Annotated in this window: 18 protein-coding genes; 13 read left to right on the top strand and 5 right to left on the bottom strand. The window is 57.9% G+C overall.

Features of this window, described 5'->3' with window-relative positions:
* Window positions 1–1,852: bifunctional (p)ppGpp synthetase/guanosine-3',5'-bis(diphosphate) 3'-pyrophosphohydrolase (locus Q7U76_18665; protein ID MDO8358407.1), on the top strand; the 1,852-nt coding region annotated here is incomplete at its 5' end.
* A 111-nt stretch (window positions 1,853–1,963) separates the two neighbouring features.
* Here the strand turns inward: Q7U76_18665 and Q7U76_18660 are convergent.
* Window positions 1,964–2,431, bottom strand: coding sequence for a DUF192 domain-containing protein (locus Q7U76_18660; protein MDO8358406.1), 468 nt, complete (start codon window positions 2,429–2,431; stop codon window positions 1,964–1,966).
* Window positions 2,432–2,565: 134 nt separating this feature from the next.
* Here Q7U76_18660 and Q7U76_18655 point away from each other — a divergent pair, with 134 nt between their 5' ends.
* The 3 genes from Q7U76_18655 to Q7U76_18645 all read left to right on the top strand — a co-directional run bounded on the left by Q7U76_18655 (window position 2,566) and on the right by Q7U76_18645 (window position 7,204).
* Window positions 2,566–2,751 (top strand): hypothetical protein, encoded by a 186-nt coding sequence (locus Q7U76_18655; protein MDO8358405.1) that lies wholly within the window; start codon window positions 2,566–2,568, stop codon window positions 2,749–2,751.
* A gap of 44 nt (window positions 2,752–2,795) precedes the next feature.
* Window positions 2,796–3,431, top strand: coding sequence for an NAD(P)H-dependent oxidoreductase (locus tag Q7U76_18650; protein MDO8358404.1), 636 nt, complete (start codon window positions 2,796–2,798; stop codon window positions 3,429–3,431).
* A 185-nt stretch (window positions 3,432–3,616) separates the two neighbouring features.
* Complete coding sequence (locus tag Q7U76_18645) at window positions 3,617–7,204, top strand: DEAD/DEAH box helicase (protein ID MDO8358403.1); 3,588 nt, start codon at window positions 3,617–3,619, stop codon at window positions 7,202–7,204.
* An 82-nt stretch (window positions 7,205–7,286) separates the two neighbouring features.
* Here the strand turns inward: Q7U76_18645 and Q7U76_18640 are convergent, their stop codons facing one another.
* Together Q7U76_18640 and Q7U76_18635 are read right to left on the bottom strand one after the other, a co-directional pair.
* The gene (locus tag Q7U76_18640; GenBank protein ID MDO8358402.1) at window positions 7,287–7,493 is read right to left on the bottom strand and encodes a (2Fe-2S)-binding protein; all 207 of its coding nucleotides are present in this window, start codon (window positions 7,491–7,493) and stop codon (window positions 7,287–7,289) included.
* Window positions 7,494–7,664: 171 nt separating this feature from the next.
* Window positions 7,665–9,488, bottom strand: a complete 1,824-nt coding sequence (locus tag Q7U76_18635) for a M3 family oligoendopeptidase (protein MDO8358401.1) — start codon at window positions 9,486–9,488, stop codon at window positions 7,665–7,667.
* Between the two features lie 377 nt (window positions 9,489–9,865).
* On the opposite strand from Q7U76_18635, the gene Q7U76_18630 reads away from it, so the two are divergent.
* A complete protein-coding gene (locus Q7U76_18630) occupies window positions 9,866–10,207 on the top strand; it encodes a hypothetical protein (protein ID MDO8358400.1) in 342 nt (113 codons plus the stop codon).
* 75 nt (window positions 10,208–10,282) lie between these two features.
* Here the strand turns inward: Q7U76_18630 and Q7U76_18625 are convergent, their stop codons facing one another.
* Complete coding sequence (locus tag Q7U76_18625) at window positions 10,283–10,600, bottom strand: tetratricopeptide repeat protein (GenBank protein MDO8358399.1); 318 nt, start codon at window positions 10,598–10,600, stop codon at window positions 10,283–10,285.
* Between the two features lie 224 nt (window positions 10,601–10,824).
* On the opposite strand from Q7U76_18625, the gene Q7U76_18620 reads away from it, so the two are divergent.
* The 7 genes from Q7U76_18620 (at window position 10,825) to Q7U76_18590 (ending at window position 17,457) form a co-directional block, all read left to right on the top strand.
* Window positions 10,825–11,769: a histone deacetylase gene (locus Q7U76_18620; protein MDO8358398.1), complete on the top strand. Its 945-nt coding sequence runs from the start codon at window positions 10,825–10,827 to the stop codon at window positions 11,767–11,769.
* A complete protein-coding gene (locus tag Q7U76_18615; GenBank protein MDO8358397.1) occupies window positions 11,766–13,052 on the top strand; it encodes a hypothetical protein in 1,287 nt (428 codons plus the stop codon). Before Q7U76_18620 ends, Q7U76_18615 begins: the two co-directional genes overlap by 4 nt.
* Before the next feature lie 32 nt (window positions 13,053–13,084).
* The gene (locus tag Q7U76_18610) at window positions 13,085–13,963 is read left to right on the top strand and encodes a sulfurtransferase (GenBank protein MDO8358396.1); all 879 of its coding nucleotides are present in this window, start codon (window positions 13,085–13,087) and stop codon (window positions 13,961–13,963) included.
* 94 nt (window positions 13,964–14,057) lie between these two features.
* Window positions 14,058–14,405, top strand: coding sequence for a small metal-binding protein SmbP (gene smbP / locus Q7U76_18605; protein MDO8358395.1), 348 nt, complete (start codon window positions 14,058–14,060; stop codon window positions 14,403–14,405).
* Window positions 14,406–14,479: 74 nt separating this feature from the next.
* A complete protein-coding gene (locus tag Q7U76_18600; GenBank protein ID MDO8358394.1) occupies window positions 14,480–15,268 on the top strand; it encodes a nitrilase-related carbon-nitrogen hydrolase in 789 nt (262 codons plus the stop codon).
* A 144-nt stretch (window positions 15,269–15,412) separates the two neighbouring features.
* The gene (locus Q7U76_18595) at window positions 15,413–15,973 is read left to right on the top strand and encodes a YqgE/AlgH family protein (protein ID MDO8358393.1); all 561 of its coding nucleotides are present in this window, start codon (window positions 15,413–15,415) and stop codon (window positions 15,971–15,973) included.
* Between the two features lie 257 nt (window positions 15,974–16,230).
* A complete protein-coding gene (locus Q7U76_18590) occupies window positions 16,231–17,457 on the top strand; it encodes a PDZ domain-containing protein (GenBank protein ID MDO8358392.1) in 1,227 nt (408 codons plus the stop codon).
* 15 nt (window positions 17,458–17,472) lie between these two features.
* Here Q7U76_18590 and uvrA read toward each other — a convergent pair whose 3' ends face one another.
* Window positions 17,473–20,262, bottom strand: coding sequence for an excinuclease ABC subunit UvrA (gene uvrA / locus Q7U76_18585; GenBank protein ID MDO8358391.1), 2,790 nt, complete (start codon window positions 20,260–20,262; stop codon window positions 17,473–17,475).
* Window positions 20,263–20,447: 185 nt separating this feature from the next.
* Between uvrA and Q7U76_18580 the strand changes: the two genes are divergently transcribed.
* The gene (locus Q7U76_18580) at window positions 20,448–21,026 is read left to right on the top strand and encodes a hypothetical protein (GenBank protein MDO8358390.1); all 579 of its coding nucleotides are present in this window, start codon (window positions 20,448–20,450) and stop codon (window positions 21,024–21,026) included.
* Window positions 21,027–21,087 lie beyond the last annotated feature (61 nt).

The raw sequence follows: 21,087 nt of genomic DNA, 5'->3' as shown, positions 1-21,087 counted from the left end.
GATCACGTTTCGGAGCTATGAAGAAAAGCAGGCGGAAAATTTCCGCAAAATGCTGCTCTCGATGGCGGACGACATCCGGGTCGTCCTGATCAAGCTCGCCGACCGGCTCCACAACATGCGCACCTTGGAACATCTCAGCCCACCCAAGCGGAAGGAGATCGCTCAGGAGACGTTGGAGATCTATGCGCCGCTGGCGAACCGCCTTGGGATCGGGTGGATCAAGAACGAGCTGGAGGATCTCTGCCTCAAGCATCTGAAGCCGGAAGTGTACGAGACGTTACGTATTCGTGTGGCGAAACGGGACGAGGATCGGCAGCAATACATTGAGGAAGTCGGCCACCTGATGCAACAGGCGTTGCAAGAGAATGGATTAGCCGGACAGGTCTATGGTCGTCCCAAACATCTGTACGGCATCTACCAAAAGATGAGTAAACAGTCGATTACGTTCGAAGAGGTCTACGACTTGACGGCGCTGCGGATCGTGACGGATCTCAAGATGAACTGCTATGCCGTCCTCGGGGTGATCCACTCGCTCTGGCGGCCTGTGCCGGGGCGTTTCAAAGACTACATCGCGATTCCGAAGTCCAACCTCTATCAGTCCCTGCATACGACGGTGGTCGGTCCGAAGGGAGAGCACGTCGAATTCCAGATCCGCACGGAAGACATGCATCGTATCGCCGAACATGGCATCGCCGCACATTGGAAATATAAGGAACAGGGGCAGGTTGCCGATCGCGACAGCAAGGCCTTCGGCTGGCTCCACCAGTTCGTCGAATGGCACGAAGACTTGGCGGATAACCGGCAGTTCATGGATTCGGTGAAACTCGATCTCTTCCACGATGTGGTCTATGTGTTCACGCCAAAAGGGATCGTGAAGGAATTACCGAAAGGATCGACGCCTGTCGATTTTGCGTTCGCGATTCACACCGAAGTCGGAGACCATTGTGTCGGCGCCAAGGTGGACGGAAAGATCGTGCCCCTCAAGCATGAACTGGCCAGCGGAGATATGGTCGAGATTCTGACGTCACCGACGCAAACGCCGCACAAGGACTGGCTGAAGTTTGTCCGCACTTCGCGCGCGAAGACCAAAATCAAACATTGGATCAAGCTCGAAGAGCAGAAGCGGAGCGTTGAGATCGGCCGTCGCTTGCTGGAGTCTGAATTCCGCCGTCAGGGGATGGCCCCGGCTCAGATGTTCAAATCGGCGGAGCTGTTGGAAGTGGCTCGTCAGTCTGGCTTCGAGAGTACCGAGGAGTTGACCGCTGCCGTGGGCTTCGGCAGCCTGGCGACATCGCAGGTCATTGGTAAACTCACGGCGCCTCCTGCCGGAGCGCAGGCGCCGGTTCAGGAGCGTCCCGTTGCGCACAAGGCCGTGGGAGGAAAGAGCGACGACACTGGCGTGCAGGTCAAGGGGTCTCGCGATCTGTTGATGCAGTTGTCGCGCTGTTGTCATCCCGTGCCAGGCGATCGCATCCTCGGCTATATCACTCGAGGACGCGGGCTGACGATCCATGCCGTCGACTGTCCGAACCTTGTGGCGTTGGACTACGATAAGGAACGGCTGGTGGAAGTGGAGTGGGACTCGGCCACGCCGGGCACGCATTCGGTGAAAATGTCCATTGTGGCCGTCGATAAGACCGGTGTGCTGGCAAATGTGTCTTCCGCGATTGCGGAATGTCATGCCAACATCAGCCGCGCCGAGATTACGACGCGAGAGGATCAGAAAGCCGTGCTGGATTTCGTCGTGGAGGTCTCAGGCACCCAGCATCTCGATCAGGTGCTGAAAGCGGTTGAGCGGGTCGATGGGGTGATTACGGCTAGACGCATGAGGGCTTGGCAGGAGCGATCGTAAGCGTCTGTCTTGTTCAGATGGTCTATTCGGTCTATCTGGTTTGTTTGGTTGCATGAGACTAACCAGACAGACTAGACAGACTTGAGGAACCAGATAGACCCGTTTCGTCCGCTATGGGACCTTGAACTGAAGCTTCGATCCCCGCTGCAACTTCAAACTCTCTGCCCGGCCCCCTGCGAGTTCCAGCACATAGAGCGACTCGTCATTCGGACGATATTGCGGGCAACTGTCGTCCGTTCTCGTGCAGATCGGGACATTCTGCTCGATGTGGACGATCTGTTTCTTTTCGTTCATCCAAATAATATCGAGCGGGATCTTGGTGTTCTTCATCCAGAAGGTCCAGGGCTGCGCCTGTAAGAACGTAAAGAGCATGCCGCGATCGGCGCCGAGGTGTTCCCGGTACATCAATCCTTCGGCGCGCTTTTGGGGCGTGTCGGCTAACTCCGCATGGATAATGATGCCCCCTGGGATGGTAATCGGGATGAGCCCTGGTATCACCGGATCAGTCCCTGCTTGGGTTGAGCCGGGGAAGGGGAGGAAGAGGGTGAATAGCAGCGTCAGTAGCCGTAGTTGTTGCATCGGAGCATCCTATCGGCGAGGCAGGAGTGAGTCAAGCCGGTAGCCCTGTCTTGGGGCCTCTGGCGGCTGGGGGCATCTTGCAATCGCGCGGTTGGCTATGGCATCCTCGGCCAGCTTATGCAAGGGAGGGGCGCATGAAAGAGGTACGAAAAGTCCATTACGTCAAGGGTGTGTTTGTCTGTCCAACCTGCAGGCAGTCGTATGTGCAGGAAAAATGGATCGAAGCATGGCGTGTTCGCTGCCACAAGTGCGACTATCGTGGGGCATTGACGGACGTTTCCGTCGAAGAGCGGATGGAAGAGGAAATCGTCCGGCGTTGATCAGGCGCCAATTCTGCGCGCCCTGTTCTGCTCGCTGTACGTCGATGCGTTCCAAGTTTCCCTCCGGTTCACGACCCCGCTTGAATAGCACTCTATTCCTCTGTCTCCTTCTGTTGATACCGGGCATCGGATCCGGTGAGGCCTTCGCCGAAGAGCCGGCTTCTCCGGTGAAGGTGCTCGTCACCTACCATTCACATTCCGGCAATACCGAACGCATGGCTGAGGCGGTGGTTGAGGGTGCGAAGAGCGTTCCCGGCACGGAGGTGCTGCTCAAACGCGTCGGCCAGGTGACGGCGGATGAGCTGTTCTCCGCCGATGCGGTCGTGGTTGGTTCGCCGGTCTATTGGTCGAATATGTCTGGTGAGGTGAAGACCTTCTTCGATAACTGGCAGTTTAAATTCGGGGTGTTTCCTGAGTTTAAAATGAAGAACAAGGTCGGCGCAGCCTTTGCCACGGGTGGGCAGGTGTCCAGCGGGAAGGAAGTGACGATGCTGACGATCCTTGCCGCGATGTTGGGCAACCAGATGATTGTTGTCAGCGGAGGCGGGGCTTTCGGCGCCTCTGCCACCACGGAGGGCGACAGCCCAGGCATCGACAATAAGGAATTGGCCGACGCCAAGGTTTTGGGCCGGCGTGTGGCCGAAGTCGCGGCGAGATTCAAGGCCGGTTCAGCCAAGTAGAATCTTCCGTATGGCTCCCACTCCCTGTTTCGAACGGCGAGCGGCCGGACGTACGAGGGCGTCCGATAGATTGCAGATCGAGTCGTCTTCCGTTTTCGTGCCTTGATGCCGCTCCTCTCTCCCCCTTATAGTGATGCACTATGCGGAAAAAGACCTCATCCCGTCGCGGGCAGGGGGATCGTCCCATGTCTGAACAGGGGATTGTCCTTCCGCGCCCTACCCCCGAATCATTTGCGCTCCTGGCCGCCTTTCGCGCCATATCGGCGAATGCGGTCTATACGATGGCTCCGAAGGCCTCTGTCCTCAAGGGATACGACTATTATCAAGAGCAGCGGCTTCAGCATTATGTCTGGAGCCATGACCGCACAACGCTGACGGCGCAGGTGGAAGGGACCAGACTCTACGAGGTCGTCTTCTCCATCGTCGACGGGTTCTTGTCGGCCTCCTGCGATTGCCCGGCCTGGGACCCCGGCTGGTTGTGCAAACATGTGTTGTGCGCCTATTTCACGACCAAGCATGTGCTCTCCCCGCAGCTATTCAGATTGCCGGGAGGGCATCACAGTGAGCTGCTTGGGCTCCAGGCCGAATTGCTCGGCAACATCACGGAGCCGGTCCGGACGTTCAAGCCGGCTTCCACCGGAGCGGCCCGCAAGGAATCGGCCTATGAGATCGTCATTGATACCAGCCATCTGCCTCCGCAGCTTCTGATCCAGAAACATGGGGTGCCACTTTCCGGGGAATGGGGCTCTGACATTCCATCCGACCTGCGTCCTCTTCTCAGTGTGTCCCGGCACATGTCCGGGTTCGGGGAAGACCCCTTGCTCCACTATCTCAGAGTTCACGACAGTCCCTATCCAATCCTGTTGGTCTCTGGTGAGGAATCGATCCCGCTTCAATGGAGCCAGTCGGTCAAGTGTCGGAGTAAGACGGAGATCGATCTCGCGGGCGCCAAGATCCGGGTCCGCGCCGTCTGTCTTGCCGATGAGATCCCCCTTGAGCGGATCGTCCGCTTCAGGACGTTTGTGGCCGATGTGAATGGCGGGCGGCTTCTCTATTTGAAAGACGAGCAGGGTTGGGCGTTGTTCCGCTCTTTGCGGCAACGTTTCAAGGGGGGTGAGCCGTTTGTCGATCCCTATGCCGATCTTGAGGAGGGGGCGCGTGCGGTGCCGTCATCAGATGAGTCCGGGTACGGGCGATCGCAAAGAGCGGACGAGGATACGGAATTCACGCTGTCGCTGGAGGAGTTTCAGCCCGCACAAATCGATGTGACATATAAACAGATCAATCGGATCGTGCGCGATCTGCGGCTGAAAGTGGAGGGCCAGGATCTGTCGGTCCATCGGCCTGAGCTTCCGCCTGCGGATGATGCGCATTCGTATGCCCTGATTCTGAATCCTCCGTCCGGCACTGAAGGCCATCCATCGACCTCATGGACGTTGCAGGTGCAATGTCGTCGCGGCGATTTCCGGTTTGCTCCGAGCCACGCAACGTTCGGGTGCCTCTCGGCGCTGGGACAGGGCCTGGCCCTGTCCGGCGCGTTACGCACATCCAAACGAAAAGCCCTGATGTACGAGACCTTCTTTAGCCTGCTTTCTGTGCGTGAGGCCAAGGCGCGAGACCAACGTATCAAAATGGCCCTCGGCCTGGACGGTTGGCCACGCGCCGTCAGCGACGAGGGGGCACAGTGGCTCAGTCAGCATCTCTCCGGTTATGCCAGGACAGTCGTGCGGCTACAGGTTCACGCAGGGCGATGGGAACTGCAGCCGGTGGACAAGGCCCGCGAGGCGCAGCTGTACAGGATCCCTTTCGAGGTATTCGGCCCGGAGGTCTTTCGAGGCATGCCGCGCTACGATGAGATGACGATCGATGGGCCGCAGTTGTTCCAAGGGTTGCCGGCTCTCCTGGACAGACTGACAACCGCCGGGGTCGAATTACTGTATCAGGATAAGCCCATCAAGCCTGCTCAGTGGGATTGTTCCGCCCAGGTCGAGCATATCGAGCCTGAAGGGAGTGGCATCGACTGGTTTGAAATCCGTCCTGAAATCCGGTGCAACGGCGTGGTGCTGGACGAATCGGAATGGCGGGCGGCTTTCCTGCAGGGCGGGTTGATCGATGCCGAAGGCGGGTTGCGGGTGCTGGATCGCCAGACGATCGAACGGCTGCGTGCGATCCTCGCCCTGACCGGCGAGGCGCTGTCGGATCAAGGCGCTACGAAGATTGTGCATGTGCCGCGCCTGCAGATCCTCGACTGGCTGGCATTGCGGGAGCAGGGGATTACGGTCTCGTTGCCTGCCGAAGACGAGGCCGTGCTGGCGCGTCTCATGGGATTTACGCAGATTGCCGCACGCCCTCTGCCGGAGGGTGTGCAAGCCACGCTTCGCCCCTATCAACGGGATGGGTATGCCTGGCTCGCCTTTCTCTACGAACATCGTTTCGGCGCCTGCTTGGCCGATGACATGGGGCTGGGCAAGACGCTTCAGGCGATCTGCCTTCTGGCTGCCATTCAGGACGGGCACATCAAGGCGGCGGCGGGAGTGAAGGGCCCCCATCTGGTTGTCGTGCCGACGAGTCTGCTCTTCAACTGGGAGCAGGAGCTGGCACGTTTTGCGCCAGGATTAACTGTCCATGTCTATAGCGGCAGTGAGCGGACGTTCGATGCCAAGGATGGCGAGGTCGTCATCACGACCTATGGGCTGATTCGCCGGGACATCGAACGATTGGAGCGCATGGCCTTCCATGTCATCGTGTTCGACGAGGCACAGGCCGTGAAGAATATTCAGGCCGATACGACGAGCGCCGCCCGCCGTCTCGCCGGACGATTTAAAATCTCGCTGACCGGCACCCCGCTCGAAAACCATCTCGGTGAGTACTTTTCTGTGATCGATCTCTGCATGCCTGGATTGCTCGGCGAGTATAGTCGGTTCAAGGCCGGTCTCAAACGTGTTCAGGGTGCGGCATTGGAGCAGTTGCTTCGCCGGACTAAGCCCTTCATCTTGCGGCGGACCAAGGCAGAGGTGCTTCACGACTTGCCGCCGAAGATCGAGAGCGAGGTGTTCCTCGACTTGACCGATCGGCAAAAGGCCTTGTACCAGCAGACGGTCGCTCAGGTCCGCACCACGATCGACGAGGCCTACCGGACGAAGACGTCAGGCCAGGCGCAGTTCATCGCGCTGACGGCGATCCTCAAGCTCCGCCAGGTCTGCCTCTCGCCTCGCTTGCTGACGAACCGGGACGATGAGTCCTCTCCAAAAATCAGTTTCTTGATAGAGCGATTACAGGTATTGCTGGACGAGGGGCACAGTGCGCTGGTGTTTTCCCAGTTCACCAGCTTTCTCGATCTGGTGGAGGAATCCTGTGTCCGGCACGGGCTGCCGTATCACCGGTTGGATGGCTCCACGGTGGCCACCGCGCGCAAAACTCGCGTGGCGGCGTTTCAAGGCGGCAAACAGCCTGGCGTGTTTCTCCTCAGTCTCAAGGCGGGGGGGCAGGGGCTGAATCTCACCAAAGCGAGTTATGTGTTCCATCTGGACCCCTGGTGGAATCCGGCGGTGGAAAACCAGGCGTCGGATCGCGCGCACCGTATCGGACAGCAGCGGACGGTTTCGATCGTGCGGATTCTCATGCGTCATAGCATTGAGGAAAAGATGATGGCGCTCAAGCAGCGGAAGCTCGATCTGTACGATGCAGTGATGCGTGGTGTGGTGCGTGGCTCAGGGCAAGGGGTCTTGAGCAGGTCCGATTTCGAGTTTCTGCTCTCGCCGAATGCGTCCTGAGGACATGGCGCTTCACTTTGATCACGAGTTGACGAGGTGTCGAACGGTCTTGTGGCGTAGAGGGGCGGAAGCTTGGTCCTGTCTAGTTCCGTACCGCGTTGGGGGAAGGCGTTTGGCAGGCACTCGTCGCGATCTGCACATACTCGTGGATATTCTTTGAGCAGCGACCACAACAGCCCGCCTCTTTGAGGCCAAACTTCGCTTTGAGCTGGCAGGGCATGACGATGCCGTTCCGTCCGGCTTCACGGACATCCGAATCGGTGATTCCCTTACAGAGGCAGAGGTACATGGGTTGTACTCCTTATCGGCCAGTAGGACTCTCTCTGGTCAGTAACGATTATGATAACCGTTATCAACTGAGTGAATAATACGCCCCTCCTCTCTTTCTGTCAAGAGAGGAGGGGCGTATAGAGGGTTTGCTGTAGGAGTAGCCTGCTAAGGCGTTGTGAAGTCTATTGTTTTAGAGCGTCTGCTCCAGCTGATCGACCATCTCGCGGATCGTGTCGAACCCCGATTGCCAAAATTCTTCAGACGACATATCGACGCCGACTTTGGACAGGATGGCCTGCGGCGATTCCGATCCGCCCGTGCTCAACAGCTCGAGATATTTGGGGACAAATGTGGCTCCCTCTTTTTGATACATCCGATAGAGGGCGAGCACGAGCAAGTTGCCGAAGCTGTATGCGTAACAATAAAAGGGGCTGGCAAAGATGTGGGGAATGGTCAGCCATTCCCATTGGAACTCATCCGGGACCTTAATTCCCTTCCCAAACTGCTGCCGCACTTCGGCCAGATAGGTCTTGGCCAGATCCTTCACGGTCGCGCCCTGGGCGATCATGTCATGGGCCTGATTTTCAAATTGAACGAAATAGGCCTGCCGGAGGACCGTGGCATAGATGTCGTCCAGTTGGTTGAGTAGGAGTCCCTGCCGCACCCTCTTGTCCCGTTCCTGGGTCATGAGGGCATCGGATAGGATGCGCTCTCCAAATACCGAGGCGGTTTCCGCCAGGGGGAGGGTGGAATGGAAGGTAAACATGGAATGATGTTGCGCCAGCATGCCGTGGACGGCATGGCCGAGCTCATGGGCCATTGTCGCGATATCGCGCGCCTCGCCGGTGAAGTTGAGCAGCACATAGGGGGTCATGCCCGGGACGACGCTGTAACAATAGGCGCCGCCGATTTTCCCGGGCCTCGCCCGTGCATCGATATGGCGCTCCTGCACCACTCGCTCCGCCAAGTCGGCTAATTGCGGTGAGAATCCCCGGTACGCATCTAGCACCATCTTGATGGCATCCTGATAGCGATAGGATTTTTGTTCTGTACGATGTGGGGCATAGATGTGATAACGGCTCATCGGTGTGATCTTGCAGAGGCGAGCCTTAATACGGAAGTAGCACTGAAAGATACCCGCATTTTTTTGACAGACTTTCAGGAGCGACGCCACGGCTGCATCGGGAATGTCGTTGCCAAGATTGCGGGTGGCAATCGGCGAGGCGAATCGGCGGAGCTGCAGATTCTCCGCTTTCCAGTCGTTGACCAACGCTTTGTAGATTTCACCCAGGAGATCGTGCTGATCGGCATAGACGCGGTACAGCTCCCGGTAGGCGGCCTCACGTAGCCGGCCTTGCGCATGGCGGAGATAAGCCGTCAGTTCCTCGCGCGTCATTGTTTTCCGCTTGCCGTTGACGGTGAGCGTGAAGGTGAAGGCGTTCGTCACGACATCGTAAAGTGAATGCACGGCGCTGCGGCCTGTGATGTTCTTGATGTTGACGATCTTCTCTTCCGGTTCGGACAGCGTATGGGGCTGAAACCGGCGAATGGTTTCGAGGTGATACCGGAGCGAGCCGATTCCGGTCATGAGCCGGCTCGCATTCTCCTCATCGACGCTCTGCCACCAGAGGTCGAAGAACACCAGTCGGTTTTGGAGTGCGGTGAGCTGTTCTTCGACTTTGGTCTTAAACGAACGAGCGGCGAGATCTTTCGTATTTTCGGAAAACCAGAGATAGGCATAGGCGCTGAGCCGGGACGAGGCAGCCGCGATCTCTTCGCTCAGCGTCAAGAGTGGATGGAAGATGGAGGTGGCCATGGTCGGGTTGAGTTGGGTCCGAGCCGCTTCGAATTGTGCGACCTTGGCCTCGATCTCTGCCAACAGGGTATCGAATTTCTTGACCGGCTCCTTTGCCAAGTGTGAGAGATCCCAGCGCTCGGAATGGGCGCGGCTCTGTTTTTTTAGAGGGGAGGTCTTACGGGGTTTGGCAGTCTTTCGGTTCATCTTCACAGGCATTGGTCGTATCTCCTTCGTCTCGATTTAAACAGGATGCTGAAAAAGTCCGCCAGCATCGTTCTCGGCTCATCGAAATCCTCAACGTAGCCAGAGGCTACGCCTCCGGTTTCGAATCGCCTGCGGCCTTGCGGGACAGCCTTTTTGAGCATCCTGCTGATTCTTCTGGCACTATTCCCCTGCATAATTTCGCAACAGGGCATCGCGAAAAAAGCTGAGATTTCCCGCAGTCTGGTCAGTCTTATATGCGAGCTTGCCAGGCCAGGATCATACCATTCTCGCCTCCGTGGCTGGATAAATTTTCTCTCGCCTGAGAGCAGGGGAATCTTCCCTCGTGATCGCATTCTCGGTATGATGCGCCAGGCGTAACGGGAGACTTCATGACCGACCAGGAACTCAATCGGGCAGTTCAATATGTCACTGCCAGCACGTCCTACGGGCGCGACATGGTGGCGGATATTCTCAAAACTGGGCTGGGCGAAATGACCGCGCTGGCGACGGAATCGTCGGAGCGGTTCGAACGGGATGTGCTGCTGGAATATGTGTGCCAATGGACCATCAAACGCACGGCCCAACCGGAACCGTTAGTCAGGGAGATTCTTGGCTGTGCCAGCCGCTGGCTCGATGAAGTGTACGAGGAAATTGCCAAGCGCCAACCAGAAGCCCTCGGCCTCTCATCCGATGATGATGACGACGATGATGACGACGCAGAGCCGGTCTAGCAGGATGACGAGCCAGTCATCCCGATTCGGCTCCAATCCTGGGAAGGTGTAAGGCCAATCAGGGGAATGTCAATTTTAGGCAGGCAGCGAGCTTGTGAGCAGTTCGAGATTTTTCGTCACCATCATGTCGCCGTTTTTCGTGGACACATCGATGGCGGTTGCGCAAACGGTTCGGCATTCCTCGATGCGACCGAGCTTATGTAGCGATTGGGCCAGGGCATAGTAGGCGGCTGAGTAGGTGGGCTTCACGATGACGCATTGTTGCAGGGCCTTGGCTGCTTCTTCGAAGTTCTCGTCTTCCATGTAGGCTTTCCCGAGACCAAACCAGGCCACCTCGTCGTTCGGATCAATGGCCAAGACTTTTTTGAGCGGTTCGATGCGGCGATTTGCCATGTCTTCCTCCAGGTATGCGTGACGATAGCAGCGGCGGGCGCTCGTTGTCTATGCGCTTTCCTGCATGCTACGATTCCGCAGGACGCTGAAAAAGTCTGCCAGCTTCGTTCTCGCGTCGCTCAATGCCTCAACGTACTGAGTAGTACGCCTCGGCATTTCGCTCGTTGCGGCCTTGCTGAGCAGCCATTTTGAGCGTCCTGCTGGATAAGTAAGCTGGAGCATGTATGGGTAAGACAGGTCTTGTGTACCATCCGGCATATCTCGGCCATGACATGGGCGCAGGACATCCTGAGTCGCCCGATCGGCTACGAGCCATCATGCAGTGGCTGGAGCAGGGCGGCACGGCGGCTCGGCTGGCCAGGATTGAACCGCGAGCAGCTGAAGACGAATGGATCACGCAGATCCACGAACCGTCGTATCTTGCGATGCTCAAGTCTCACGCACCGGCCAATGGGCGGGTCTCGCTCGATCCCGATACCTCCATGTCCCCCGGTTCGTTGACTGCCGCCTATCTGGCCGCCGGTGGGGCCTTGGCTGCTGTCGATGCGATCATGTCTAAAGACGCGGATCATGTCTTCTGTGCCGTGCGACCACCCGGGCATCATGCCGAAGCTGGGCGCGCGATGGGCTTCTGTCTCTTCAACAATGTGGCGATTGCTGCACGCTATGTGCAGAAAAAGCATGGCCTCTCGCGCATACTAATTGTCGATTGGGACGTGCACCATGGCAACGGCACGCAACATAGCTTCGAAGCCGATCCCTCCGTGCTGTTCTTCAGCACGCATCAGTATCCGCACTATCCAGGCACGGGCCGCGCGACGGAGCGTGGCAGAGGGGCAGGAGAAGGGTTTACGATCAATGTGCCGATGGAAGCGGGTGAGGGCGATGAGGAGTATCGTGCCGTCTTTCAGAAATCGTTGGTGCCGGCGGCCGATGCCTTCAAGCCGGAATTCGTGATCATCTCCGCCGGCTTCGATGCGCATCGGGACGATCCTCTTGCGAGCATGGGGCTGACCGAAGAGGGCTACGCGGACCTCACCGGCATCGTGGCCGGCATCGCCATGCGCCATGCTCAAGGGCGCATCCTCTCGTCGCTCGAAGGCGGGTATCATCTGACCTCCTTGGCCGCGTCGGTCGAACGACATATCCAGGCCTTGTTGGCCGCATGAAGACTCCACTCAAAATTCTGCTCGGATGCGTCCTGGCCGGTGTGCTTGTATATCTGTATTACACCGAAGTGAAACCGGTCGTGATTTTCGGGCTGCGTGACGAATATGCCCATGCGATTCCGCTTCAACAGATTCCGGAGGGGCTGACGAGCCTGAAGGCCGAGTCTTGCGGTCAATGCCACCGCGAGATTTACGACGAATGGAAGACGAGTATCCATGCCCATGCCTATGAAGATCCGTTCTTTCAGGCCTATTGGAAAAAGGATAAGAATATCTGGGTCTGCTTGAACTGCCATACCCCGTTGGAAAATCAACAGCCGACGTTGGTGAAGGAAATTCCGCGCGGGCGGGTGGAGAAGGCGGTCCAAGAGCCTAACCCCCACTACGATCCCGAATATCAGAAGGAATCGGTCACCTGCGCGGCGTGCCATGTGCGGGACGGCATCATCTATGGCCCGTTCGAAGATTCCGCCGCGCCGCACCCGACCAAGTTCGATCCGAACTTTCGCACCACGCAGGTCTGCCAGCGTTGCCATAACGTGGTGTCCGGCCCGGCGCAGTTTTATCGCATAGGCCCCTGCGGGACCTATGCGGAATACGAAGGCAAGTTCTTCATGCAGGAGCGGGGCTTCATTTGCCAGAGTTGCCACATGCCCGAGATCGATCGTCCGGTGGCGACGAATGGTCCGATCCGGCGTGGACGCCAGCATCTCTGGCGCGGCGGGCACGATCCCGATATGGTGAAGCGGGCGGTGGGAATCCAAGTACGGGCCGATACCGTTTCGCCAAAACCGGGCGATCGCGTCGGATTTACGCTCACTTTGATCAATGCAGGAGCCGGCCATAAGATTCCGACGGGCGATCCCGACCGCTACTTCACGGTGGAGTTTTCGGTAGAAGATCAGCAGGGGAAGGTGCTCGATCGGCAAACGTCGACGATGGGCCGCTGGATCCTCTGGCAGCCGGCTATCGTGGAGTTGTATGATAACCGGCTGTTGCCATTGGCCAGCCGAGAATACCAGTTCGTGTACCAACTTCCGGCGCAGGCAGAGGGCTTGAAAGTGAAGACCCGCGTGCAGTACCACATCCTGAGCGATAAGCAGCATGAGATGTTGCAGACTAAATACGGACTGACGGGGAATGACCCCTATCGATTCGTCGTGTACGAGCGGGAGTTTCCGCTGTCCGGTGCGCTGGCGGCGTCGCTGAGTGAGAGCAATCAGCTCTCGGCAACCAGCCGTCAGCCTGAGGGGTTAAGTTGTAAGGCCGGAGCTGAGGGCTGATCGCTGAGAGCTCACACCACAAAAGGAACGACATGACACACCCGTTGTTGATCGATACTGAAACTCTCCAGCAGAGCCTGGGACAACCAGGCCTGGTGATTATCGACGTGCGTGGGCGGGCGGCCTATGAATTCGGCGGCCATATTCCAGGCGCCGTGCATTCGACCTGGCATGAGTACAGCGATCCCCAGGCCGTGCCGAAGGGGTTGCTCAATCCTGATCGCCTGTTCATGGAGCAAAAGATTCGCGCGCTGGGTATCAGTCCGGACAGCGATGTCGTGATCTACTCGAACCCCTTCGACAACTGGGGTGACGAAGGCCGCATGTTTTGGATGTTGGAATATCTCGGGCATACGCGGCTGCGCATTCTCGACGGCGGGTGGGTCAAGTGGGTGCAGGAGAAACGTCCGTTCGAACACGGATGTGTCACGCCCAAGCCCGGGACGTTTACCGTCAAGCCGGTGGCTGCCGTGATTGCCGGGAAAGACGAATTGAAGCAGCTCGTGAAGCAGGCACATCCGGGTACCGTGATCGTCGATGCGCGCAGCCTCGAAGAATATCTCGGGAAAGAAGTGTCGGGGATCCCGCGGCCTGGGCACATTCCCACGTCGATCCATCTGGCCTGGACAGGGTTTCTTCAACCGAATGCGACGCTGAAAGATTTACTGACGATCACGGAGAGCTTAGCCGACAAAGGTCTTTCGCAGGATCAAGCAGTCATCTGTTATTGCACCGGCGGCGTCCGTTCCGCCTGGCTCTACTTTGTTCTCAGGCTCGCGGGCTATCGCAATGTGCGTAACTATCCGGGATCCTGGTGGGAATGGAGCCGGGATTTTGCCTGCCCGGTGGAAAAAGACGCCAAGGGATTACAGCATATCTTGAACGTCGATCCGCAAGTCAGGGCTTCTTGACAGTCAAAAACCGGCTGTGTAAGGTGATGAAGGTCGAAGATACTGCGGATCCCTTGTGCACGTCGAATGAATCTTAACCACTGAGGAGGAATCCATGAAAATGAGAACTCATCGCGGAGCATTGGTCGTTGCAGCGGTTGCCGCGCTTGTTGGCTTCCCGTTGTTCAGTGGGCTGGCCCTTGCCGATAACAAACATGTGGATGAAGCGGTGGAGCATGCCAAGGAAGCTGTGGCGCATGGCAAGCAGGGACATGCCGATGCCCTGGTGCAGCATGCCGAGGGTGCCCTCAAACATGCCGAGGCGGCTGGTGTGAAGAATCCGCATCTGGATGAAGGCGTCAAACATCTCAAGGAAGCCGTGGCCCATGGCAAGGCCGGTCATGCGGACGTGGCCACCCAACATGCCGAAGGTGCGGTGACCCATTTGTCCGAAGTGAAGTAAGTCGTTTCGATCAGAGATTTTCTTCGAACGGGCAGGGGCGACCCTGCCCGTTCTGTTCTGGGGACATGACAATCATGCGAGCCGGGTATTTTCAGTTCGCTCCAGAGTTCGGCGAGGTCTCGCACAATCTCGATACGATTGTGGAGACACTCGATCGGGCTGATGCCGATCTGATCGTGTTGCCTGAGTTGTGTGCCTCTGGATATCAGTTTGTGTCGCAACAAGAAGTGCTGACGCTGTCGGAGTCCGTGCCGGATGGACCAACGACGCAACGGTTGATCGACCTTGCGAAGCGGCGACGGATGGTGATCGTTGCCGGTCTTCCGGAGCGCGCCGGGGCTGCCTGCTATAACTCTGCCGTGGTGGTCGGCCCGTCCGGATTTATCGGCTGTTATCGCAAGACCCATCTGTTTTTTGAAGAAACAGTATTCTTTGCGCCAGGCGACACGGGATTTCAGGTGTGGGATATCGGCCTGGCTAAAATCGGCGTGATGATCTGTTTCGATTGGTACTATCCTGAGGCGGCTCGCACATTGGCCCTCAAGGGAGCCGAGATCATTTGCCATCCCTCGAATCTCGTGCTGCCGGATTGTCCCGATTCGATGCCGGTTCGGTGCCGGGAGAATCGAGTGTTTGCCGTCACGAGTAATCGCATCGGGATCGAAGCGCGAGGCGGCAAAGACCCGTTGACCTTTATCGGGAACAGCGAGATCGTCGCCCCACGCGGGGCCATTCTGCATCGTGCCCCTCGGGAGCAGGCCGAACTTCATATTGTCGAGATCGATCCTGCCGAGGCGCGAAACAAGGCTCTTACTCCCTACAACGATCTGCTTCGCGATCGCCGCGAATCCCTCTATCGCTAACGTACCCGAGAGGGTACGCCTCCGGTTTTGACTCGCCTGCGGCCTTGCTGAACGGCCTGTTTGAGCATCCTGCGCGTTCCATCTGTAGGGTTTAGTTTTCTATGCCGCTTGCGCCTCACATGTCCGCACGGTAGGATCATATCTATGAAAGCTCCACTGGGAAAAGGCATCTTCCTCATTGCCGCGCCCTCCTTGCGCGATCCGAACTTTCGGCAGACCGTTGTGTTGCTTTGCGAGCATGGGGCCGAGGGTGCGTTGGGTGTCGTCGTCAATCGTCCAACAGCGATGTCGGTCTCGGAAGCGTTACCTCAAGTGCCGATTCTCGAAGGCCAACGGCACGTCCTCTTCTCCGGAGGGCCGGTGCAAACGAATCAGGTCATGATGCTCTATCGATTGGATCAATTGCCTGAGAACTCCCATCATGTGTTCGATGGAATCTGTCTCGGCGGGGATACGGACCTGGTCGATCGTATTTTGACCAATAGCGGAGGGCACGATGCATTCCGCGCCTACCTCGGGTATTCCGGCTGGGGCCCAGGGCAATTGGAGTCTGAAATGCAGACCGGTTCCTGGTTTACCATTCCGGCTGATCCCAATGCCGTGTTCGACAAGGATCCCACCCGTATCTGGCCCGATATTGTGAGTGCCCTGGGTGACGATTACCGTCACTATGCGGATATGCCTTTCGATCCTTCCCTGAACTAGCGGAACTAGCAGGATGCTGAAACAGGCCGCCAGCTTCGTTCTCGCCTCGAACGCATCCTCAACGTACCTCTGAAGGTACGCCTCCGGGGCTTCCATCGGTTGCGGCCTTGCTGGACGACCTGTTTGAGCATCCTGCGCGAGGGGTGCTGCGAGAAAGTTGTCCGATCGTCTCCTTCCTTTTCCCATTCCATTGCAGCCTTCTTCTGCAGGGTGATACCCTGCGTCCTCGTGCGGTTAGCTTCCTGGAGTCGCCCGATATGCTCAAACGGCTTGGCTGTTGGATGGTGCTGGTGTTCCTTGCCAGTGCCTGCTCTGGCTGCGGCGTGCTCTATACCGTAGTGAAGTCGGAATCCAAGTTGGACCGGCTGGCCGTGCCGATGACGAAGGCTGGGGTGATCGAACAGATCGGTCGTCCGGATCGCGTGTTGCGCGACGATGGCCGTCTGTTGGTCTGGGAATATTCCCTCACGGCCCGCAAGCAATGGCTCTATGAGTTGGCGTTTTGCCCGATCTCGGTCTGGATCGGCGGCTGCATTTTCTATCCCTTCACGAACATCGCCTCGGAACATCAACGAGAATATCCCTATCACGTTGTGCTGGTGAACGACGAGCTGTGCGCGTGGGGTGCTCCTTCGGCTATTCTGCAACGGCGTCGCGCCTGCGCGTCGTCCGGCACAGCCGCTCTGGGCTCTGGCGGTATGCTCGGACGTCCTGAGCCAGTCGTCACCGGCGTCGGGCCGATCAATCGAGACATGATCGATCGCTATCGTACGATGGCCGTGATGCCGTTCGTCGATGCAGGCACCACCCCGGGATCCGGCACTCGTGTCGCCGGGATCATGACGACCTTACTCCTGGATCTGGATATCAATATTGTCGAGCGGGCCAAGCTCGACGAAGTGTTTAAGGAGCAGGTCATCCAACTCAAGTATGCCGACGATGCTGAGGTGTTGAAAGTCGGGAAGCTTGTCGGCGCCCATGCGATCATTGTGGGTGAAGTACAGCAATGGGAGCGAACGGAGGGAGAGCAAGTGAGCCGCGTATCGCTGGCTTTTCGGATGATCGACGTGGAAAGCGGGTTAGTCCTGTTTAATGGGGAGGGGCATAGTTCCGATGCCACGGCTGATGATCCTGAGGGCTTGGCCCGCGTCATTGCCCATCGCATCCTCGCCCGGTTTGGTTCACAAACCGGCTTGCTGGGGTCAGGACGAATCGGCGTCAATTGGGAGTTGCAGGAAATAACAGGCGCTCGCTACTACCTCGTGCGGGAACTCCGGAGCGGCCTGCCTGCAGAGAAGGCAGGTCTCAAAGTCGGTGATCGAGTCGTGGCCTGTAACGGAGCAGTACTCTCGACGGTGTCTTCTGATCGGGAGGCGAAACGGCTTTGTCAGGTCGGGGCAGGGCAGACCCTTCAGTTGGATGTGCGTCGAGCAGGTGAGCCAATCGCGATAACTCTGATAGCTGAGAAGCGGCCTGGGCTGTAGGCGCCAGCGTATTGTTTATTCATGGGCCAGGAGGGGGGCGAGGAATCGCCCAGTGTGGGACGCTGCTACCTTCGCCACCTGTTCCGGGCGTCCTTCTGCCACGATCTGTCCACCTGCCGATCCTCCTTCCGGTCCTAAGTCGATCACCCAATCGGCGCTCTTGATCATATCCAGATTGTGCTCGACCACCACCACGGTATGACCACTATCCACCAGTTTCTGCAGCATCGCGAGGAGTTTCTTAATGTCTTCGACATGCAGTCCGGTAGTCGGCTCATCCATGATGTAGAGCGCATTTTTCGTAGATGAGACTTTGAGCTCGGCGGCGATTTTCAATCGCTGGGCTTCGCCTCCTGAAAGGGTCGTGGCGGCTTGACCGAGCCGGAGATAGCCAAGCCCGATGGAGGAGAGCAGGTGGAGTTTCTCGGTGAGCTTGGGTGAGCCGCTGAAAAATCCCAGCCCGTCGTCGACGGTCATCTGCAGCACATCATGAATCGTTTTTTCGCGATAACGAATGGAGAGGACGTTCGGTTTAAATCGCTTCCCGTCGCAGGCTTCGCAGGTCGCATAGATATCTTCGAAGAAGTACATCTCCAGCTTTTCGACGCCGCTTCCTTCGCATTTCTCGCACCGGCCTCCGGTGGTATTGAAGGAGAAGTGCCCAGGCGTGAGTCCGCTTCTGAGGGCCTCGCGCTCGGACGCGAAGAGGGCGCGAACTTCATTGAACGCTTTCAGATAGGTGATCGGGTTCGAGCGTGGCGTTCGGCCGATCGGTTCCTGATCGATGAGTTTGATGCCGGTGAGATGCTCGACTCCTTTAATCGCGCGAAACTTGCCCATGGGCAGTGACTCAATACGAAAGGCCCTGGCGATGGCGCGATACAGCGTGTCTTCGACCAAGGTGCTCTTGCCGGACCCTGAGACGCCGGTGACACAGACCAGCATCCCGAGCGGAATACGGACACACAGATCTTTGAGGTTGTTTTCGCATGCTCCGGCAATGACAAGAAATTTTCCATTCCCTTTCCGTCGAGCGCGTGGCGTGGCAATCTCGTCCTCGTCACGCAGGTAGCGTGCCGTGATCGACCGCCGGTCCGCGATGAATTCCTGACGTGGCGCGGCGCAGATCACCTCGCCGCCTTTTTCGCCGGACAGGGGGCCCATCTCGACGAGATAGTCGGCGGCCAACATCATCTGGCGATCATGTTCGACGACGACGACCGTATTGCCCTGGCTCGCCAGCTCTCGCATGATACCGGCGAGCGTCGCGGTGTCACGGGGGTGGAGTCCGATGGTCGGTTCGTCGAGGACGTAGAGCGTACCGACTAGACGGGCGCCCAGTTGGTTGGCCAAGGTTGCGCGCTGGGCCTCTCCTCCCGAGAGCGTGCGGGTTTGACGGGAAAGGGTGAGATAGCTGAGGCCCACGCGGAGGAGAAAGCCGAGTTTGGCTGTCAGTTGCCGGAGGATGTCGCGGGCGACCTGTTCTTCATAGGGAGAGAGGGGGAGAGACTTGACCCAGGCGGCAGTCGCTTCGATCGTGAGTGAAGAGAGCTCATGAATGTCAGTGCCCGCGATCTTCACATAACGCGCGTCCGGTCTGAGGCGAGACCCCTGACAGGTCGGGCAGGAAACCGGTGTCCGGTAGCGGCTGAGCATCACGCGCACATGTAGTTTGTAGCGCTTCCCCTCCAAGTATTCGAAGAATTGTTGTACTCCCTCCAGCTTGCCTTCCCCCTGCCAGAGGATCTGCTGGATGTTCTGTGGCAGGTCCTTGTAGGGGATGGTGAGGTCGACTCCACGCCGCTTCATGGCGAGGAACATTTGCTTTTGCCACCAATCGCCGCTGGGTTTGCTCCATGGTTCAATCGCGCCTTGGGCCAGCGACTTGTCGTGGTCGGGGATGACGAGGTCGGGATCGTACCGCAGAATATTGCCGAACCCTTTGCACTCGGGACAGGCGCCGAGCGGATGGTTGAAGGAAAAGAGGACGGGCCGAATCGGCTCGAAGGTTCTACCACATTGTTGGCAGCGAAAGTCTGTGCTGTAGGTTCGGGGGCCCTGATCGATGACCTCTACACGGCATTGGCCCTCGCCTTCGCGAAAGGCGATTTCAATCGCTTCGACGAGTCGGGATCGATTGTCTCCCCGGATCACCAGCCGATCGAGGATCACATACAGATGGTCCGGCCTGACTGTGGGAAGGCCGAGTGTTTCGTGGAGGTCGAGGATGGCCTTGCCGCATTGCACTCTGGTAAAGCCGCGCAGCAACAGTGATTGGAGAAAGGCCTGGTCCTGCTTCGGTGCCGGTGCTTTGACCGGAAAGAGGATTATGGCTCGTGTGCCGTCGCAATGACTCAGGAGGTCGTCGGCGACGCTGCCAGGATGAAAACTGCGTGCATCGATGGAACAATCGGGGCAGACAGGATGGCCCACTTTGGCGAACAGGAGGCGCAAGAGGTCGGCAATTTCGGTCGTGGTCCCGACCGTCGAGCGGGCGGTGCGGATGGGGTTCTTCTGTTCGATCGCAATGGCGGGCCGGACGTTGATGATCCGGTCGACATCGGGCCGGTTGACCTTATCGAGAAACATGCGGGCATAAATGGAGAGCGATTCCATATAGCGCCATTGGCCTTCGGCGAACAACGTGTCGAAGGCGAGAGAGGATTTCCCCGATCCTGAGACGCCCGTGATGGCCGTGACCTGATTGTGGGGGATACGGAGTGAGATGTTCTTGAGGTTGTTTTGGCGCGCGCCTTCGACGATGAGATCGCGGGACGGAGCAGGTGGCTGTCGGATCTGTGCCATAGAGCGGTTGAGAGGAAAAGAAGAAGCGGCATGGTAACAACCCGGCTGCAGGGGTTCAAGGACGGATCGAATGGGTCGGGAACAAGAATAGTTTCTCTCGGATTCGTCTGACTATTTTCTGGTAATTTCACTTTGCCTCGATTACGCTCGGCGTGAGTTTGGCTCACGGGAAGAGACGATCGATCATGACACATGCTGCGATTCCGGTGGATTACTTGGGCCTGGGGCGTCAACTGGCAGGGTTGCTGGGTGCGAGCCTTGAGAGTGCCTCAGGCGATGCGATGAAAGAGCTGGCGAGGGCCTACGATCCCTCGGCCACCGAGGCCCGTATCAGCGCCGAGGTCTTTATTTTTCATAAATATCTCGTCGTGCAAGCCTGTGTCGGCGCCTTTCCCGAGTCGCATGTCGAACGGGTGATCGGGGGACTGTTCGCCGCGTTAAACGAGAAAGCCAGGGGACTTGAGTTTAGTCAGGAACGGCAGAACGCGATGGAGCAGATGTGGCAGATGAGGGCCAAGCAGTTCGATGCGCCCTTTACGAAGGATCGGGAGCATTTTCTCGACGAAGCCGCGGACCCGACCTATTGGAAGCAGTCTATTACCAGGTTTTGCCAGAACGTCTGTGAGGTGGAGCAGCCGCCCGATATCTGGGCCGGCGGCAAGGGGCCATCACATGAGGCGAGTCACTCCGTCACCATCGCGATCGACCGGCTGGTGTCGGCCATGAGTGAAATGAACCGGTTGCACTTCAGCCATCTGGCCTAGTACGGCACTTCCTCCGTCTTCCACTCGACGCGTACTCTCATCGATGCCACTGAGCAGTGAC

Source organism: Nitrospirota bacterium (assembly GCA_030645475.1).
GTDB lineage: Bacteria > Nitrospirota > Nitrospiria > Nitrospirales > Nitrospiraceae > Palsa-1315.
The sequence above is the reverse complement of the archived record's forward strand: the minus strand, read 5'-3'. Positions and strand labels throughout refer to the sequence as shown.

Excerpts from the sequence above, each read along its gene's own strand:
- Q7U76_18650 (MDO8358404.1), top strand. The coding sequence starts at position 2,796 with ATGCGTTCCAAGTTTCCCTCCGGTTCACGACCCCGCTTGAATAGCACT.
- Q7U76_18630 (MDO8358400.1), top strand. The coding sequence starts at position 9,866 with ATGACCGACCAGGAACTCAATCGGGCAGTTCAATATGTCACTGCCAGC.
- Q7U76_18625 (MDO8358399.1), bottom strand. The coding sequence starts at position 10,600 with ATGGCAAATCGCCGCATCGAACCGCTCAAAAAAGTCTTGGCCATTGAT.
- Q7U76_18640 (MDO8358402.1), bottom strand. The coding sequence starts at position 7,493 with ATGTACCTCTGCCTCTGTAAGGGAATCACCGATTCGGATGTCCGTGAA.
- Q7U76_18590 (MDO8358392.1), top strand. The coding sequence starts at position 16,231 with ATGCTCAAACGGCTTGGCTGTTGGATGGTGCTGGTGTTCCTTGCCAGT.
- Q7U76_18615 (MDO8358397.1), top strand. The coding sequence starts at position 11,766 with ATGAAGACTCCACTCAAAATTCTGCTCGGATGCGTCCTGGCCGGTGTG.
- Q7U76_18595 (MDO8358393.1), top strand. The coding sequence starts at position 15,413 with ATGAAAGCTCCACTGGGAAAAGGCATCTTCCTCATTGCCGCGCCCTCC.
- Q7U76_18635 (MDO8358401.1), bottom strand. The coding sequence starts at position 9,488 with ATGCCTGTGAAGATGAACCGAAAGACTGCCAAACCCCGTAAGACCTCC.
- Q7U76_18655 (MDO8358405.1), top strand. The coding sequence starts at position 2,566 with ATGAAAGAGGTACGAAAAGTCCATTACGTCAAGGGTGTGTTTGTCTGT.
- smbP (MDO8358395.1), top strand. The coding sequence starts at position 14,058 with ATGAAAATGAGAACTCATCGCGGAGCATTGGTCGTTGCAGCGGTTGCC.
- Q7U76_18580 (MDO8358390.1), top strand. The coding sequence starts at position 20,448 with ATGACACATGCTGCGATTCCGGTGGATTACTTGGGCCTGGGGCGTCAA.
- Q7U76_18645 (MDO8358403.1), top strand. The coding sequence starts at position 3,617 with ATGTCTGAACAGGGGATTGTCCTTCCGCGCCCTACCCCCGAATCATTT.
- uvrA (MDO8358391.1), bottom strand. The coding sequence starts at position 20,262 with ATGGCACAGATCCGACAGCCACCTGCTCCGTCCCGCGATCTCATCGTC.
- Q7U76_18610 (MDO8358396.1), top strand. The coding sequence starts at position 13,085 with ATGACACACCCGTTGTTGATCGATACTGAAACTCTCCAGCAGAGCCTG.
- Q7U76_18660 (MDO8358406.1), bottom strand. The coding sequence starts at position 2,431 with ATGCAACAACTACGGCTACTGACGCTGCTATTCACCCTCTTCCTCCCC.
- Q7U76_18600 (MDO8358394.1), top strand. The coding sequence starts at position 14,480 with ATGCGAGCCGGGTATTTTCAGTTCGCTCCAGAGTTCGGCGAGGTCTCG.
- Q7U76_18620 (MDO8358398.1), top strand. The coding sequence starts at position 10,825 with ATGGGTAAGACAGGTCTTGTGTACCATCCGGCATATCTCGGCCATGAC.